General features: G+C 67.6%; 17 protein-coding genes. 8 read left to right on the top strand and 9 right to left on the bottom strand.

Annotated features, from left to right (window positions below):
- Positions 1-18 precede the first annotated feature (18 nt).
- From FM113_RS03685 to FM113_RS03670, 4 genes are read left to right on the top strand one after another with little or no spacing between them, the layout of a single operon-like run.
- The gene (locus tag FM113_RS03685; protein WP_087011642.1) at positions 19-729 is read left to right on the top strand and encodes a phosphatase PAP2 family protein; all 711 of its coding nucleotides are present in this window, start codon (positions 19-21) and stop codon (positions 727-729) included.
- Positions 730-733: 4 nt separating this feature from the next.
- Positions 734-1045, top strand: a complete 312-nt coding sequence (locus tag FM113_RS03680; RefSeq protein WP_087011640.1) for a glutaredoxin domain-containing protein — start codon at positions 734-736, stop codon at positions 1043-1045.
- Positions 1046-1054: 9 nt separating this feature from the next.
- On the top strand, positions 1055-1909 hold the full coding sequence (locus FM113_RS03675; protein WP_087011638.1) for a spermidine synthase: 855 nt from the start codon (positions 1055-1057) through the stop codon (positions 1907-1909).
- A complete protein-coding gene (locus FM113_RS03670; RefSeq protein ID WP_087011636.1) occupies positions 1902-2351 on the top strand; it encodes a SprT-like domain-containing protein in 450 nt (149 codons plus the stop codon). Before FM113_RS03675 ends, FM113_RS03670 begins: the two co-directional genes overlap by 8 nt.
- A 31-nt stretch (positions 2352-2382) precedes the next feature.
- Here the strand turns inward: FM113_RS03670 and FM113_RS03665 are convergent, their stop codons facing one another.
- Positions 2383-2958 carry an NUDIX hydrolase family protein gene (locus FM113_RS03665; RefSeq protein WP_087011634.1) on the bottom strand — a complete coding sequence of 192 codons (576 nt, stop codon included), beginning with the start codon at positions 2956-2958 and terminating at the stop codon, positions 2383-2385.
- Between the two features lie 60 nt (positions 2959-3018).
- On the opposite strand from FM113_RS03665, the gene FM113_RS03660 reads away from it, so the two are divergent.
- Positions 3019-3867: a carbon-nitrogen family hydrolase gene (locus tag FM113_RS03660; protein ID WP_087011632.1), complete on the top strand. Its 849-nt coding sequence runs from the start codon at positions 3019-3021 to the stop codon at positions 3865-3867.
- Between the two features lie 10 nt (positions 3868-3877).
- Here FM113_RS03660 and FM113_RS03655 read toward each other — a convergent pair whose 3' ends face one another.
- Positions 3878-5137, bottom strand: coding sequence for a CapA family protein (locus FM113_RS03655; protein WP_087011630.1), 1260 nt, complete (start codon positions 5135-5137; stop codon positions 3878-3880).
- Positions 5138-5197: 60 nt separating this feature from the next.
- On the opposite strand from FM113_RS03655, the gene FM113_RS03650 reads away from it, so the two are divergent.
- Both FM113_RS03650 and FM113_RS03645 read left to right on the top strand, forming a co-directional pair.
- Positions 5198-5995, top strand: a complete 798-nt coding sequence (locus FM113_RS03650; RefSeq protein WP_087011628.1) for a M15 family metallopeptidase — start codon at positions 5198-5200, stop codon at positions 5993-5995.
- Between the two features lie 30 nt (positions 5996-6025).
- Positions 6026-6484, top strand: coding sequence for an NUDIX domain-containing protein (locus FM113_RS03645; RefSeq protein ID WP_254908853.1), 459 nt, complete (start codon positions 6026-6028; stop codon positions 6482-6484).
- A 197-nt stretch (positions 6485-6681) separates the two neighbouring features.
- Here FM113_RS03645 and FM113_RS03640 read toward each other — a convergent pair whose 3' ends face one another.
- The 7 genes from FM113_RS03640 to FM113_RS03610 form a co-directional block, all read right to left on the bottom strand.
- Positions 6682-7020: a TfoX/Sxy family protein gene (locus FM113_RS03640; RefSeq protein ID WP_087011626.1), complete on the bottom strand. Its 339-nt coding sequence runs from the start codon at positions 7018-7020 to the stop codon at positions 6682-6684.
- A 300-nt stretch (positions 7021-7320) separates the two neighbouring features.
- Positions 7321-8793 carry a mycothione reductase gene (locus FM113_RS03635; protein ID WP_087011624.1) on the bottom strand — a complete coding sequence of 491 codons (1473 nt, stop codon included), beginning with the start codon at positions 8791-8793 and terminating at the stop codon, positions 7321-7323.
- 8 nt (positions 8794-8801) lie between these two features.
- The gene (locus tag FM113_RS03630; protein WP_087011622.1) at positions 8802-9719 is read right to left on the bottom strand and encodes an ABC transporter substrate-binding protein; all 918 of its coding nucleotides are present in this window, start codon (positions 9717-9719) and stop codon (positions 8802-8804) included.
- 11 nt (positions 9720-9730) lie between these two features.
- Entirely contained in the window at positions 9731-10393 is a 663-nt protein-coding gene (locus FM113_RS03625; protein WP_087011620.1) for an ABC transporter permease, read from the bottom strand.
- The gene (locus FM113_RS03620) at positions 10390-11070 is read right to left on the bottom strand and encodes an ABC transporter permease (RefSeq protein ID WP_087011618.1); all 681 of its coding nucleotides are present in this window, start codon (positions 11068-11070) and stop codon (positions 10390-10392) included. Before FM113_RS03620 ends, FM113_RS03625 begins: the two co-directional genes overlap by 4 nt.
- Positions 11067-11879, bottom strand: a complete 813-nt coding sequence (locus FM113_RS03615; RefSeq protein WP_087011616.1) for an ABC transporter ATP-binding protein — start codon at positions 11877-11879, stop codon at positions 11067-11069. Before FM113_RS03615 ends, FM113_RS03620 begins: the two co-directional genes overlap by 4 nt.
- Before the next feature lie 207 nt (positions 11880-12086).
- The gene (locus FM113_RS03610; protein WP_087011614.1) at positions 12087-13031 is read right to left on the bottom strand and encodes an Lrp/AsnC family transcriptional regulator; all 945 of its coding nucleotides are present in this window, start codon (positions 13029-13031) and stop codon (positions 12087-12089) included.
- Positions 13032-13228: 197 nt separating this feature from the next.
- Between FM113_RS03610 and FM113_RS03605 the strand changes: the two genes are divergently transcribed.
- Positions 13229-14893: an amidohydrolase gene (locus FM113_RS03605; RefSeq protein WP_087011612.1), complete on the top strand. Its 1665-nt coding sequence runs from the start codon at positions 13229-13231 to the stop codon at positions 14891-14893.
- Positions 14894-14994: the final 101 nt, after the last annotated feature.

The raw sequence follows: 14994 nt of genomic DNA, 5'->3' as shown, positions 1-14994 counted from the left end.
CCCCACTATCGTGGGCGAATGACTCAGATCGTTTCCCCCAGCAAGCGCACCGCGGCGCGCGTTCGCGCGGCGACTCCCTGGGCCGTCGCGGGCGTCCTGCTCGTGGTCGCGGCCGGACTCCTGATGCGGTTTGTCCTGCCTGGTCCGATCGGGGCGCTCGGGCCCGACGAATGGTGGCACGGGGTCGCCGGGCTCACCCGGGGGTCTGCCCCCTTCGCCGTGGCCGTGTTCGGAGCGGAGATCGGCGGCGGCTTCGGGGCGGCCGCCTGCGCCGCCATCGCCATTGCGCTGCTGCTCGCGCTGCGTCGTCCCCGGGACGCGGCTGCCGTCGCCACCGCAATGGTCCTCGGCGTCGGGCTTTCCGAACTCCTCAAGGCCGTTGTGCTGCGCCCCCGGCCCTGGGATCAGCTCTACTCGTCGTCCGGGAGTTCCTTCCCGTCTGGCCACTCGCTCGGTGCCGCCGCTCTGGTCATATCGCTCGCGCTCGTCGTGTCCGCGACCGACGAGCTCCCCCGCGCCGCCGCGCGCTGGGCGTGGGCCATCGCGATTGCCTGGCTGCTCTTCATGATGTGGAGTCGCACCGCCCTCCACGTCCACTGGGCTACCGACGTGACGGCCGGCGCACTCCTCGGCGCGTCCGTCGCGATTCTGTCACGACGATTCTGGTTCCGAGATATCCACAGTTCGCCGAGAGCGGGATCCGGCACCCCGGCCCGCGGCGTATCATGACGGCATGACCGAAACGACAGATCCCACGCCCTCCGAGCCGGCCCAGGCCTCGGCCACCCCAGCTGCAGAGACTGTCATGTTCGGTGCGGACTGGTGCGGTGATTGCCGCCGCGCGAAACTTGTGTTTGATCGCGCCGGCGTGAACTACCGCTACGTCGATCTCGTGCAGGATCCGGCGGCCGCGGACGTCGCTAAAGACATTAGCGGCCGCACCAACATCCCGGTGATCCTCTACCCGGACCAGAGCCACCAGGTCGAACCGTCAAACTCGGACCTGCAGCGCAAGATCGACGAGCTCGGTCTGGCACGCGGCTAAGGCGCGGGCGTGAACCTTCCCGACCCGATTACGCTCAGCTCCGGCCTGACCGCCGAGTTCGAGATCGACCGCTGGGTGCCAGGCGCCATCCAACTCCTCGTGGATGGCACCCCGCAATCGCACGTGCACCTCAGCGATCCGAGCGAGCTCTTTTTCGAGTACATCCGCCGGATCGGGCACGTGATCGACCTCTTCCGCACCCCCGGACAGCCGATCTCCGCGCTGCACCTCGGCGGCGGGGCCTTCACCCTCCCCCGCTACGTCGAGGCCACCCGGCCCGGCAGCCGACAGCAGATCGTGGAACTCGAGGGAGACCTCGTCGACCTCGTGCGAGCCGCAGCACCGCTGCCCAAGCGCGCCAGCATCCGCGTGCGACGTGGCGACGCTCGGGCGGTGCTCGGCAAGCTGCCGGAGGGAATGCGCGGCGCCATGGATCTCGTCGTTGTCGACATCTTCGCCGGGGCACAAACACCGGCTCATGTTTCCAGCGTCGAGTTTTACGAGCTCATCCGACCGCTGCTCGCTCCGGGGGGCCTTGTGGTGGTCAACGCTGCCGACGGCGCCGGCCTGCCGTTTGTGCGCGGCCAGGCCGCAACGCTCGATCACCTCTTTACCTCGGTCGCCGCGATTGCTGAGCCGCAGGTGATCAAGGGGCGGCGCTTCGGGAACGTCGTGTTTGTCGCCTCAGACGACGACCTGGAGTCGCTCGACTGGCTGCCGCGGCTGCTCGCGGGCGGGCCGCACCCCGCGCGCATGCTCGTGGGGCGCGAGTTCGCCGAGCTCACGCGCGGCTCCCGGGCCGTCACCGACGCGACCGCAGTCGACTCCCCCGCACCCGCCAGGGAGCTTTTCGAGCGTGGCTGATCTCGCCAGGGTACGCGTGTGGGCGGACGCCCTGATCCGGCTCCACCTCGATCCCACTGTGTGGAGCTTCGGCTTCGACCGGGCGAAGCGACGTGCCGGGCTGTGTAACTACACGGACCACCGGATCACGGTGTCTCGCTACCTTGCCGAAAAGTTCGATGACGACGAGATCCATCAGGTACTGCTCCACGAGGTCGCGCACGCAGTTGCCGGATCTGCCGCCGGGCACGGCCCCGTGTGGAAACGCGTCGCGACCGAGCTTGGCTACGTGGGCGGCCGCACCCACACCGGCGAGATCGCGCACGAGAGCGCTCCCTGGATCGGGCGCTGCCCTGCCGGACACGAGCACTACCGCTTCCGGGCACCGACACGATCGAGTTCCTGCGGGAAGTGCTCCCGCGGCTACTCAGCCCGCCACGCAATCAGCTGGCAGCGGCGTTAGCTCAGGCCTGTGTGGCGCGGCCTCGGCTGAGCTAGCAACCGACGCCGGCGAGGGCCTGCCGCAGGAGCGTGCCACGCCCACCGATGAACTCGTCGAGGGTGTCAGGAGAGAGCGCTTCCTCGGGCGACATCCACGTCACCTCGAGCGCATCCTGGCGCGGGTTGCAGGTCCCGGTCACCGGGACCACATACACAAGCGACACCGCATGCTGACGTTCGTCCACAAACGCAGAGATTCCGGGCATCGGGAAGTACTCCGCCACCTGCACCGGGCGCAGCTCGATCGGCATCTGGGGGAACGCCATCGGCCCGAGATCGTCCTCCAAATGGCGGAACAGGGCCTCGCGCAGGGGTTCGCCAAAGCGCACCCGACCCGACACGAACGCCCGAGTCATACGCCCCTCTGGCGTGCTGCGCAGGAGCAGGCCGACCTCGGTCACCTGGCCGAGCCCGTCGAGCCGCACCGGCACCGCTTCGACGTACAGGATCGGCAGGCGTCCGCGCACAAAATCGAGCTCGTCCTGGCTGAGCCACCCGGGGTTCCCGGCCGGTGCAGGCCGATCCTCGGGCCCCTCGGGCTCAGGCAGTTCAGCGGTGTCGATGCTCATGGTGCCATTCTGCCCCACTTTCCCGTGGAACCCCCGCTTCGCCGTGGGTATGGTGGGGACATGACCGCCGCCCTGTCTCCCTCCGCTGCCCGCCGGATCGCCCTCGTCCAGGTCGCAAGTCCTGAGCACGAGTCCCGGGAGGCGCGCATCAACCGCGTCGAGTCCTTGATTCGCCAGCACCCCGGCGCAGACCTGTACGTGTTGCCGGAGCTGTGGAGCGCTGGCTACTTCGCGTTCGAGCGCTACGACGAACTCGCGGAGACACTCGACGGCCCCACGGTGACGATGATCCGCCGCCTCGCCCGGGATCTGGGGGCGGCGATCCACCTCGGCAGCATCGTGGAACGCAGCCCCGAGGGCACACTCCACAACACCGCGGTGCTCGTGGGCGCAGACGGTCTGATCGCCCAGACGTACCGGAAGATCCACGTCTTTGGGTATCAGTCGCTCGAGGCGGAACTGTTGACCGCTGGATCGACGCTGAGCGTCGTCCACAGCCCGCTCGGGGCGACGGCAAGCACGACCTGCTATGACTTGCGCTTCCCCGGCCTCTGGCAGGAGATGAGCGCCCGCGGCGCCGAGGCCGTGATCGTCCCCGCCGCGTGGCCCGCCGCGCGACGGGAACACTGGCGGGTGCTCACCCAGGCGCGCGCGATCGAGCACCAGGTGTGGGTTGTCGCCGTCAACGCCTGCGGTGCACAGGGCGGCGTCGAACTCGGCGGGCACAGCCGGATCGTGGACCCCGCGGGCCGCGTACTCGCAGAGTGCGGCGACACAGAGGAGGTCCTCGTGGTTGAGGTAGATCCTGCGCTTGCCACCGCGGTGCGGCGCGAATTCCCAGTGATCGGGGATCGGCTTGCGGCCGACGCCTACGGCACGCTTGCCGCCGACACCGGCGCGGAGGCGTAGCCCGCCCGCGCTATTCCACGGTCACCGTCACATCGGGACCGAGGATCGCCATCGACGCCGCCACCTGATCCATCGCCGTCACCCCGAAGCGGGTGCGCTGCAGCAGCTCGTCCGACGCAGCAAGCGGCGTGATGGACAGGGTGTTGCGCGCCATCAAGTCATTTGCGGCTTCCTGCTCGGCGCTCCAGTCGTAGTGCATATAGGTCAGCAGCGCCGTGGGGTTCGTGACCTGCACGGTTCCCGCGTCGTCGCGGGCAAGCTCAAAGCCGGCGATCACGCCCGTGCGCTGATCCAGCTCAAGCTGTGTGTTCAGCATGTTGCCGATCGAATACCAGACGAGGGTACGGCCGCCGTCCGCGCGATCCACCCAGCTGACCGGCTGCAGCACGTGCGGGCCAGTCCCGATCACCACGTCGGCACCCAGATCCGCCACCTGCTGCGTGAACGCCCGCTGGGCATCGTTCACCTCGTGCGAATCCTCCGTGCCCCAGTGCGCGGACACGATCACCACGTCGGCGTTCGCGCGCGCCTGCGTCATCAGCTCTGTCACGAGAGCGGTGTCGCCCATCATGTTCAGCGAGACCCCGTCGATCGGCGCGTTCGAGTACTCCGCAAACGCGACGAAGGCGATCTTCATGCCATCCTGCTCGAAGATCGGCACCGTGCGCTGCTCCTCCGCGGAGCGGTTCGCGCCCGCGACGGCGGCCGGTTTCAGTCCGTCCCACACATCCCGCGTCGCCGCGATCCCGGCAACACCCTTGTCGGCAGTGTGGTTCGTTGCCGTGTTCACCAGGTCGCAGCCGACACCCTCGTGAAGATCCCGCGCAAACTCGGTATACGTGTTGAACGTCGGATACCCGCTGATCCCGAAATCGACGCCGGCGCTCGGCACCTCCTGGTTGCAGAACGTCACGTCGGCGGCGTCGAGCTGCGACTGGATGCCCGCGAAGAACGGGGCAAAGCTCACGCTGCCGTCCGCGGCCACCGCGTTCGCGTTCACCGAGTCGTGCGGCAGCATGTCCCCCATCGCGATCACGCGCACAGGCTTCGGGGCGCTGTCCGTGGGCGTCGGAGTGGGGGGCTTCGTCGCTTCGGGCGTCGGTGTGGATGCTGGGCTCGCGGTCGCTGCCGGATCCTGCGCGGCATTCTCCGGCAGCCACAACGCCAGCGCCGTCCCCGCCCCAGCGAGCAGCAACGCGGTCGCGCAGATCGTGATCGTCAGGCGCGTGTGGCGGGACAGGCGGCGCCGGGGGCCAGGTGCGTCGGTCATGCGGCCAGCCTAACCGGTCCTGCCCCGCCCGAACCGGGCGTGAGGCCGTAGGCTGACAGCATGTCACGTCCTCGATTCCGCAGCTCATTCGTGTTGGCCTGCGGGCTCGCCGTCACGCTCGTGGGCAGGCTCGCAGCCTGCGCACCAGAGCCCGACGCCCCTGCACCCACCCCTGCTGCGAGCGCCACCCCCGCGCCCACTCCGGAAGCCGCGCCCACCCCGACGCCAGCGGAACCCGAGTTCGATCGTGCGGCACACTCCCTGGATGATCCCGCGTCGATCTGGGTGGTGAGCAACAAGCTACGCCCGCTCTCCCCCGCGGACTGGGCACCGAGCGACCTCGATATGCCAGTGGATGTGGAGAACGAGTTCGCGCAGCCTCTGCGGGAGCCCGCAGCGCGCGCCGCGGAGGCACTTATCGGGGCCGCCGCTGAAGCGGGCCACACTGTGCGCATTATCAGCGCCTACCGGGACTACGCAACGCAGGTCTCGCTCTACGGCCGCTACGTGGAGCGCGACGGGCAGGACGCGGCAGACACCTACTCGGCTCGGCCCGGGCACTCCGAGCATCAGACCGGGCTCGTCATCGATCTCGACGACTTCGGGGACTGCTACCTTTCCGCCTGCTTCGGGGAAACCCCCGCCGGGGCTTGGCTCGGCGAGCACGCCGCCGCGCACGGTTTTGTGGTGCGCTACCCTGCTGGCAAAGAGACGGTGACCGGTTTCACCCCGGAACCCTGGCACTTCCGCTATGTGGGGCCGGAACTCGCGCAGGAGATGCAGCGCACAGGGGTCGCCACACTCGAAGAATTTTTCGGCCTGCCCGCGGCACCCGGATACGCCGCGGCGGAGGGATAGTCCGGTGCCTGGCGACGTTACACTCGACGGGTGAGCACCGATCCAAACATCTCATCCGCACTGTCTGCCGCGCACTCCCCGGAGCCCCGCGTGATTCGGGTGAGCGCTGTGGTGATGCGCAACGCCGAGGGGCTCGTACTGAACGTGCGCAAGCGCGGTACCGCGAGCTTCATGCTGCCGGGCGGCAAGCCGGAGGCGGGCGAGGATGCCCGCGCCACCGCGGTGCGTGAGGTGTCCGAGGAGCTCGGGCTGGCGCTGGATCCGGCGCAGCTCCAGGATCTCGGAGTATTCCGTGCCACGGCCGCGAACGAGCCGGGCTTTGTCGTCGAGGCCGCGGTGTTCGAGCATCCGCTCGTGCCGGGCGCTGAGTCCGCCGAGGCGCAGGCCGAGATCGAACGGATCGAGTGGATCGATCCCGCCGCAGCCCGCACGGATATGGCGCCGCTGAACACTGATTTCGTGTTCCCGGCGCTGCGCGCCCGCGGCTAGTCCGACTCGCCCGGCCCGCCCGTCCGGCCCGCCCGTCCGCCCGGCTCGCCCGTCCGCCCGGCTCGCCAGGCTCGCCCTCCCCGAGGCAAATTATCCGAACTATGCCGCTTTCCGCGGAAAAAGGCTCGGTCTCGCGAAACATCGTCGGTTTGGGCGCGCGCTGGGCATCGCCCACGGGCGCCTATCGCACCCGGCACTCACGTCTTCGGCTTGCGCGCGGGCTTCGGCTTCGGCACGGGGAGCTCCGCCGCGGTGCAGTCGATGAGGCCTACCAGCCAGTCGCGGTCCTCCCAGCGGTCGCCGTCGACCTTGAAGTAGAGCTTGGACCCCGGGTAGGCGGGTGCCTCCTCCGGGGTCTCCAGGTAGGCGCGCCCGGCCTCGGTCGGCTTCACGAACAGAGTGTCATCGCACACGAAGGCAACGACCTTTTCGTCGCAGTACACTCCGTACTCCCCGAACATGCGGCGAGTGCGCAGGCTCGGCAGTGCGCTGAGCTGGTCGGTGAGAAACTCGATGGTCTCGGCTCTGGTCCCCATGCGCCCACATTACGCCTCGGGGGCCGGGCACCGCGCGGGACCCGGCCCGGCGTTCCCCGGCGTGCCCCAGCGTTCCCCGGCGTTCCCCGGTCGGGTCCGGTCGCGCCTTGCCTTGCCTCTGCCCCACCCAAACTGACGGTTTTTATCTAGCTTGAGCCGTTTTCCACGATATTTGCATCGCGCTCGATAAATTGCCTACGTTTGGAGGCGGCACGGCACGACACGGCACGGCACGACACGGCACGGCACGGGTGAGGCAGGCCGGCAGACAGGCAGGCACCAATCCTCCCGCCGGGCCACTCATAGCGGCGGGCGCTCGCCCCGGGGCACATCAAGCCCCAACAGAGCGTTCTCCACGACCTCCATCAGGGACGGGTGCGGCCAATACTGCCCGCGCGCCACGGTGTGGGCATCGATTCCGAAACTCATCGCCATCACCGGGAGCTGGATCAGCATGGACGCCTCATGCCCCACAATGTGCGCGCCAAGCACCTGACCGTTCCGCCGATCAGCGACCACAGTGCAGAGCCCTTCCGTGTCCTCCAGCGCCCAGCCGTAGGCCGTGTCCCCGTACTGCTTGGTGAACGCGGTCACATGCTCCGCCCCGATCCGGGCGGCTGCCTCGGCCTGCGTCTCCCCCACTGTCGCAACTTCGGGGGCACTGAAGATCGCCTCCGGGACGGCCTCGTGCCGCGCCGCCCGCAGATCGTCCGGGTGCTCCAGGTTGTGGGCCACGACCCGCGCTTCGTGATTCGCAACGTGCTTGAGCTTGAACGGCGTGCACACGTCCCCGAGGGCGTACAGCCCGGGGACCGGCGCGCCGCCCGAAAGCACCCGCTGCTCGGCATCGACCGCAATACGACCATCCGGGTGCAGGTCAAGCCCCGCTTCCGCGGCACCCACGAGATCGGAGTTGGGGCGGCGGCCGATCGCGACGAGGACGATATCGACCTGCACACGCTCACTCGCGGTGCCGGATCCGGACGCCGATTTCGCCTCGTCCGTCGCGGCTTTCAGCTCGACAACGACGCCATCTCCGTCGTCCGCAGGATCGATCCGGCGGACCGCGCTACTGAGGCGCAAGCCCCAGCGCCGTCCGGCGGCCTCGGTGAAGCGCTCCGCGATCTCCGGCTCCGCGTGCGACAGCAGGTGTGCGCGCCGGTGCACTTGAATCACCTCGGATCCCAGCCCCGAGAAGATCGAAGCAAACTCGCTCGCGATGGCACCACCACCGATGACGAGGACGCGCGTGGGTAGCTCGGCCAAGCGCATCACCGTTTCCGAAGTGTGCACCTCGGGCAAGCCAATGCCCGGGAACTCGGGCAGCACGGGCCGCGAGCCCGCGGCAATCACGAGCTGGCGCGCGGCCACCCGGGTGCCGTCCTCCGCCACGATCGCGTGGGTGCCGTCCAGGCGTACTCGCTGCGAGATCAGCTCGACATGAGCTTGCTCGTCGCGCCTGTAGCGCTCTCCCGAGGCAGATATCGGGTCAATTCGCCCAAATATCCGGTCCCGGATCGCCGGCCAGTCAACCGCCTCAGTGTGGAGGGTGACGCCGAGCCGCGCCGCTTCCTCTGGGGCGCGCGCAAGTGACGCGGGTCGCACAAACATCTTGGTCGGGATACAGCCGACGTTGAGGCAGGTTCCGCCAAAAACGCCAGACTCAGCGATGACCACACGTCGGTCTTCCCAGAACGGAGTAACGAGGGTGTTTCCCGAGCCGGATCCGATGATTGCGAGGTCAACCGGATTGTCGGAAGATGTGACTGACATGGGTCTCCTTAGATCAGACTCTTCGCGGTGAGCCATTCCTGGGCGATCTGAGAAGCTGGAAGCTCGTCCTGCACACTGCGAGCATTCATCTCCCGGAGGTCGTCCGGTGTCATCGCGGCGCTCACCCGATCAACGATCTTCTCGGCTCCCGCATCCACCCGGTCGCTTGCGAGCGGCACCACGTGGGAGGCCAAAAAAATGCCCTCCGTGTCCTCAAGCGCGACGAGTTCGTTTTCGGCGACGCTCGGATCAGCGGTGTAGATGATTGCGAGTTGGATCGTCCCGTCGGTCAGCGCCTTCACCGTGAGCGGTCCGCCGCCATCCTCGACCGGGGTGAACTTCACCCCTCCAATGCCGTAGGTTTCTTCGAGCCCGCTGGGCCCATAGGGCCGGGTTTCCGCCTCAGAGTTTGCTCCGAGCGTCAGCGGGACGTCGACCTTCGCGAGATCCGCGATGGTGCTCAGATCCCACTCCTGCGCGAAGTCGCGCGTGACTGTGTACGCGTCCTGGTCGGTCGCGGGCGACTGGGCGAGCACGCGCAGCCCGTCCGGGGTGGTCGTCTGCAGTTCCTCATATACAGGCTCCGAGAGCCGGGCCTTGGTCTCGGGCGTCCAATACTGCAGCAGGTTTCCGGTGTATTCCGGGAACAGATCAATGCTGCCCGCTTCGAGCTCCGGCAGGTATGCCTCGCGCTGCCCGATCCGGAACTGACGGTCCACGGTGTAGCCACCCGCTTCGAGAGCCTGCGCGTAGCTTTCCGCAATGATCTCGTTGGAGTAGTAGTCCTGGGAGCCGATCACGATTGTCTCCCCGGCGGCCCCTGATCCGCCGCTGTCCTCGGCGAGGGGATCACTCGTGGCGCATCCGGTGAGGACGAGCGCGCCCGCGAGAAGCGCGGTGGAGAACAGTGAGATACGTCGATGCATGGTTCGTCCTTTCAATCGGTGGTCGTACGGAACGTGGCGGCCCGCTGTGCCGCCGCGAGCACGAGTTCGCAGGCGACGGTGAGCGCCACGACAAGCAAGGCACCCCCGAGCATTTGCGGGTAGTCACGCGACTTCAGCCCGGCAAACAGGTACCGGCCGAGCCCAAGATCAGCGGTGTAGGCAGCCAGTGTCGCCGTCGAGACAACCTGCAGGGTGGCCGCGCGCACACCGCCAATAAGCACGGGCAGGGCAAGGGGAATCTCAGCGCGCATAATGACCTGTGCGGGGCTGAAACCGATGGCGCGGGCCGCCTCCGGCACCGCCGGATCCACCGATTGCACGCCCGCGTAGGCTCCGGCGAGGAGTGAGGGGATGGCCAGCACGATAAGCGCGATCACCGGCGCGGCGAGCCCGATACCGAGCCAGAGTCCGAGCAGGGTGAGGAGCCCGAGCGTGGGCAGCGCCCGCGCCGCACCGGCGAACCCGCCGATGAGGCCAGCCCCGCGTCGGGTATGACCGATCAAGATCCCCGCGGGCACCGCGAGCACCCCCGCGGCCAACACCGCAAGCAGCGTGACGCCCAGATGTTGGAGCAGCCGCACCGGAATCCCCCCGGGCCCCGCCCAGTGCGCGGGGTCCGTGAGCCACGCCCACGCTTCAATAAAGAGATTCATGAGGCCGCCGTCCCGGTGAGCGAGACTGGCTCGACGCCCTCGGTCGCGCGGCGCGTCCACGGGGTGAGCACCCGCCCGAGGAGCAGGATCAACGCATCGAGAAGGAGTGCGAGCACAACCGTCGCGATCACCCCACTCCATATCTCTGCGGCGATCCCCCGCTGGAAGCCGTCGGTGAGGAGGCTTCCGAGGCTCCGCACTCCGATCAGGGCGCCGATAGTGACGAGACTGATCGTGGAGACAGCGACAACTCGGATTCCTGAAATCAGCACGGGAACCGCGAGGGGCAGCTCTACCCGCCAGAACACGCTGCGGGGGGAATGCCCGATGGCGACCGCCGCGTCCCGAAGCTGTGGATCCACCGCCGCGAATGCGTCGCAGGAGGTTCGCACCATGAGGGCAACCCCGTAGACGGTCAACGCCACGACCATTGTCTGCCAGGACCGCAGCGGCGTCCCGATCAGCGCGGGGATGAGGATCAGTAGCGGCAACGCAGGAATTGCATAGGCCAGACTCGAGACCCCGAGAAGCGGGCCGCCCAGCCGCGGGGCGCGGAACGCGAGCCGACCGATGGGTACGGCAATGAGGATGCTCAGGAGAATCGCGGGCAGGCTGAGCAGCAGATGATCCACCGCCGCAGCGAGGATCAGCTGTCCGTTGGCGAGTGGCCAACTCACCGCTCGAGCACCCCCACGGGACAGCCCGCGTCGTCGACGGCGAGCTGCCGGCCGTCAACCTCAACAATTCGGAGATTTCGTTCCGCGCGGTCTGCGCCCACAAAATCGCGCACGAACGCGTTCGCGGGGCGACTCAGGATCTCTTCCGGAGTGCCACGTTGAGCGACGACGCCGCCCTCGGCCAGCACCACGACCTCGTCGCCCAGCAGGAATGCTTCATCGACGTCGTGGGTGACAAACACGATTGTCTTGCCAAGCTCGGCCTGGAGCCGCAGCAATTCACGCTGGAGTTCGCGCCGCACAATCGGGTCAACGGCTCCGAACGGCTCATCCATCAGGAGAATGTTGGGATCGGCGGCGAGCGCCCGTGCGACACCGACGCGCTGTTGTTGGCCTCCGGAGAGCTGGGCGGGGTATCGCTGTCCGAGCGCCGGATCGAGCCCCACCCGTTCGAGCAGCGCAATCGCCGCGTGTCGCGCCTCACGCTTCGGGGTGCCCGTGAGCCGGGGGATCGCGCAGATGTTGTCGACGACTGTGCGATGCGGGAGGAGGCCACCATGCTGCAGCACGTAGCCGATCGAGCGCCGCAGTTCGACGGGGTTCCGCTCCCGAACGTCCTCGCCATCGATGAGGACCCGGCCGGAGGTGGGCTCCACCATACGGTTGATCATGCGCAGCAATGTCGTCTTCCCTGAACCAGAAGAGCCAACAAACGCGACGGTGCGGTGTGAGGGGACCGTGCAGGAGAAGTCTCGGATCGCCTCCGCTCCCCCGGCATAGGTCTTTGTCACGTGTTCAAACTCGATCACGACGCACCCCCTGAGGTCGGGCGAACGGCACCCTGTGTGTTCCCACCACCTTAGTAGGACGGCCCCAGGGCAAGGCAAGGGCCCACCGAGATCGAGTGATTTTCTCGAGATGTAGGGAAATTCCCCGGAATATCCCTCGGGCTAGATAGATTGGCTCGGTTTGGCCGGGCCGGGCCGGCGACAGCAGACCTGCCGGTGCCGCCGGGGTCAGCCGGGGAACAGCGGGGTACCCGCAAGCTGGAGCCGCTCCAATCGGTCGAGGCTCCACTCGTAGCGTTCGAGCCACACCGCGGCGTGGATCCACGTTTCGACGTGAGTGACACTTGGATGCTCTCGAATGCTGCGCACGATCGCGGTGTAGTCCGCGATTGAGCGTGCCGCGATCGTCGCAATGAGGCCGTACCGGCCCAGCGTGCGGGCCGCGAACTCGATCGTTGGGATGCTGAGCAGAAGTTCCTCCGCGGAAGCGAGCCCCTCGGCATCTCCGGAGAGCACGATGCCGACGCCGGAGAGCACCGAGCTTGTGGCGTTGAGTCTGCTGCGGACCGCGCCGATCCGCATCACCCCCGAGTCGAGGAGCCGCAGCACGCGGGTGCGGCAGGCCGAAGCTGAGCGTCCCGTGCGCCGTGCAAGCTCGCCGAAGGTGAGACGGCCATCAAGCTGCAACTGCGCCATGAGGTCGATGTCGAACTCGTCGAAGGAGAGCTGGTTCGGATCAGGGTCCTCCCCCAATCGGAGCCGCTTCAACACCCGGTCATAGAGGGAAAACTGGACGTCGCGCACCCCGGGGATCGCCTGAATGGCGCGCACCGAGCGGCTCACGTCTTCGAGGTCGGCCGCCCACACCTCGACAACACCCTGAGCTTGCCCACTGATCTCAGAGAGGAACACAACGTTCGTGAACCCGAGCAGGTGCTCGAACACGGGAGATGTGGGGCCGGTAATGCGAAATTGCAGGTTCACCTGCACGGGCAAACCCACGGCCCGGGGGTGCACCGCTGCGAGGATCCGGATCTCACCGCTCTCGATGAGCTCGTGGACTCGCTGCGCAACAACCGTCCGGTGTACGCCGAGCTGTGCGGCAAGCGCCGAGAACTGTGCTCGGCCATCCAACTGCAGCGCGCGAATCAGGTCTTCATCAAAAGCTTCCACCGGGTTATCCTGGCAGAAGAGTCTGCCCGGGGGCTGACAAAAGATCTGGACAACTCACGTGATCCACAATAATGCGGGCCTTTTGGCCCTTTTGATCGACAAAAACACGTTGTAAAGCCGCGGACGGCGCTACATGGTCTTCCTTTCGACGGGAACGTGAGTACGCTCGTATCGATTCACAACGAAGGAGTCTCCCCGTGCGCAAGCTCGCGTTTACCCAGGCCCCGGCCATTCAGGCCCCGACGATTGTCACCGCCGCCAAGATTCACACCCTCGACGAGGCGGGTTCCACTCCGGAAGCCTTCCTCGTCATCGATGACCGCATCCGAGCCGTCGGCTCCGTTGCCGAGTGCCGCGCCGCAGCGGCCGAGGTTTCCGCGCTCACCCCCGAGCTCGTCGATCTGGGCGACACCACCGTGGTCCCTGGCTTCATCGATGCGCACGCGCACCCGCTGATGCTCGGACAGATGATGAGCTGGGTGGATTGCGGCCCCGAGAAGGCTGGCTCGATCCCCGAGATCGTCGCGCTGCTCCAGGAAGCCGCGAAGACGCTGCCCGCAGGTCGCCCAATTCGCGGCTACGGCTACGAGCAGCGCAACCTCGCCGAGCAGCGCCACCCCAACCGCTTCGAACTCGACGAGGTCGCCTCGGACCGCGAGGTCTACCTCATGAACGCGTCGGGACACGGCGGTGTCGTGAACTCGTACACCTTCGAGCTGCACGGCGTCACGAAGGACACCCCGAACCCCAAGGGCGGCGAGTTCTTCCGCGACGAAAACGGCGAGCTGACGGGTGAGCTGTCCGACGCGGCCTGCAACGTCCTCACGGGCCTGGAGGGTGTCAAGATCGGCCACCACGGCCCCAACTTCCACCTCGCGGACGAGCCGGCTGAGCACAAACTGCAGCTCGCCGCAGCCCAGGAGAACTTCCTCGCCGGCGGCGTCACCACGATCGGCGACGCCCAGGTGAGCCGCCGCGAGTTCGACATGTACCTGCGCCTCGCCGAGTCTGGCGACCTCAAGGTCCGCGTCAGCATGTACTTGCTCTCGCACCTCCTCGACGAAGCGATCGAGATGGGGCTGCACGGCCAGTTCGGGAACGAGCACCTCAGCTTCGCGGGCATTAAGTTCTACTCGGACGGCACCCTCGGTGGCTGGACCGCTTACTTCCCCGACGGCTACGTCGGCGATCCCTGCCGCACCGGCCAGCTCTACCACGAGCCGGGCGACTACACCGAGCTGATCAAGAAGGCGCACCGCGTCGGCCTGCAGACCGCCACGCACTCGCAGTCCCCGACCGCCCTCGAGATGGTCATTGGCGCGATCGAGGCGGCCCTGGCGGATCGCCCCGATTCCGATGCACGCCACCGCATCGAGCACTGCGGCTTGCCCACGCTCGAACAGATCGACCGCATGGCGAAGGCCGGCATCATGCCGGTCAACCAGCCGCAGCACCACTTCAACTGGGGCGAGGGCGTCGAGCAGGCTATCGGCACCCCGGGCGAGCGGTTCAACCCGCTCGGCGACTTCGAGCGGGCCGGCGTGCCGGTCACGATCTCGTCGGACGCCCCGGTGGCGGATCCGCGGCCGATGGAGGCCATCCAGGCCGCCGTCTCGCGCATCACCCGTCGCGGCACGCAGCTCGGCTCCGATGATCTCGCGGTCTCGCTCGACACCGCGCTGCGCGGCCACACGATCTCCGCGGCCCGCGCCCTCGGTCGCGAGGACGAGCTGGGCAGCCTCGAGGTTGGCAAGCGCGCCGACTTCGCGGTGCTCGCACGCGATCCCTACACCACCCCGGTCCCCGAGCTCGCTGCAGTCGCCGTGGCCTCGACCTGGGTCGGTGGCGAGCGCGTCTACTAAACCCCATCGGTGGGGCGATCACCCAGATCGCCCCACGCAACGCTTGCCTCCTTCGGCACCTACGCGGTCGCGTTCTTTATGCGCCCGCACGGCGGGATTAA

The sequence above is a fragment of the Leucobacter sp. 7(1) genome, from assembly GCF_900163635.1.
Classification (GTDB): Bacteria; Actinomycetota; Actinomycetes; order Actinomycetales; family Microbacteriaceae; genus Leucobacter.
This window is presented reverse-complemented; position numbering and strand designations above follow the sequence as displayed.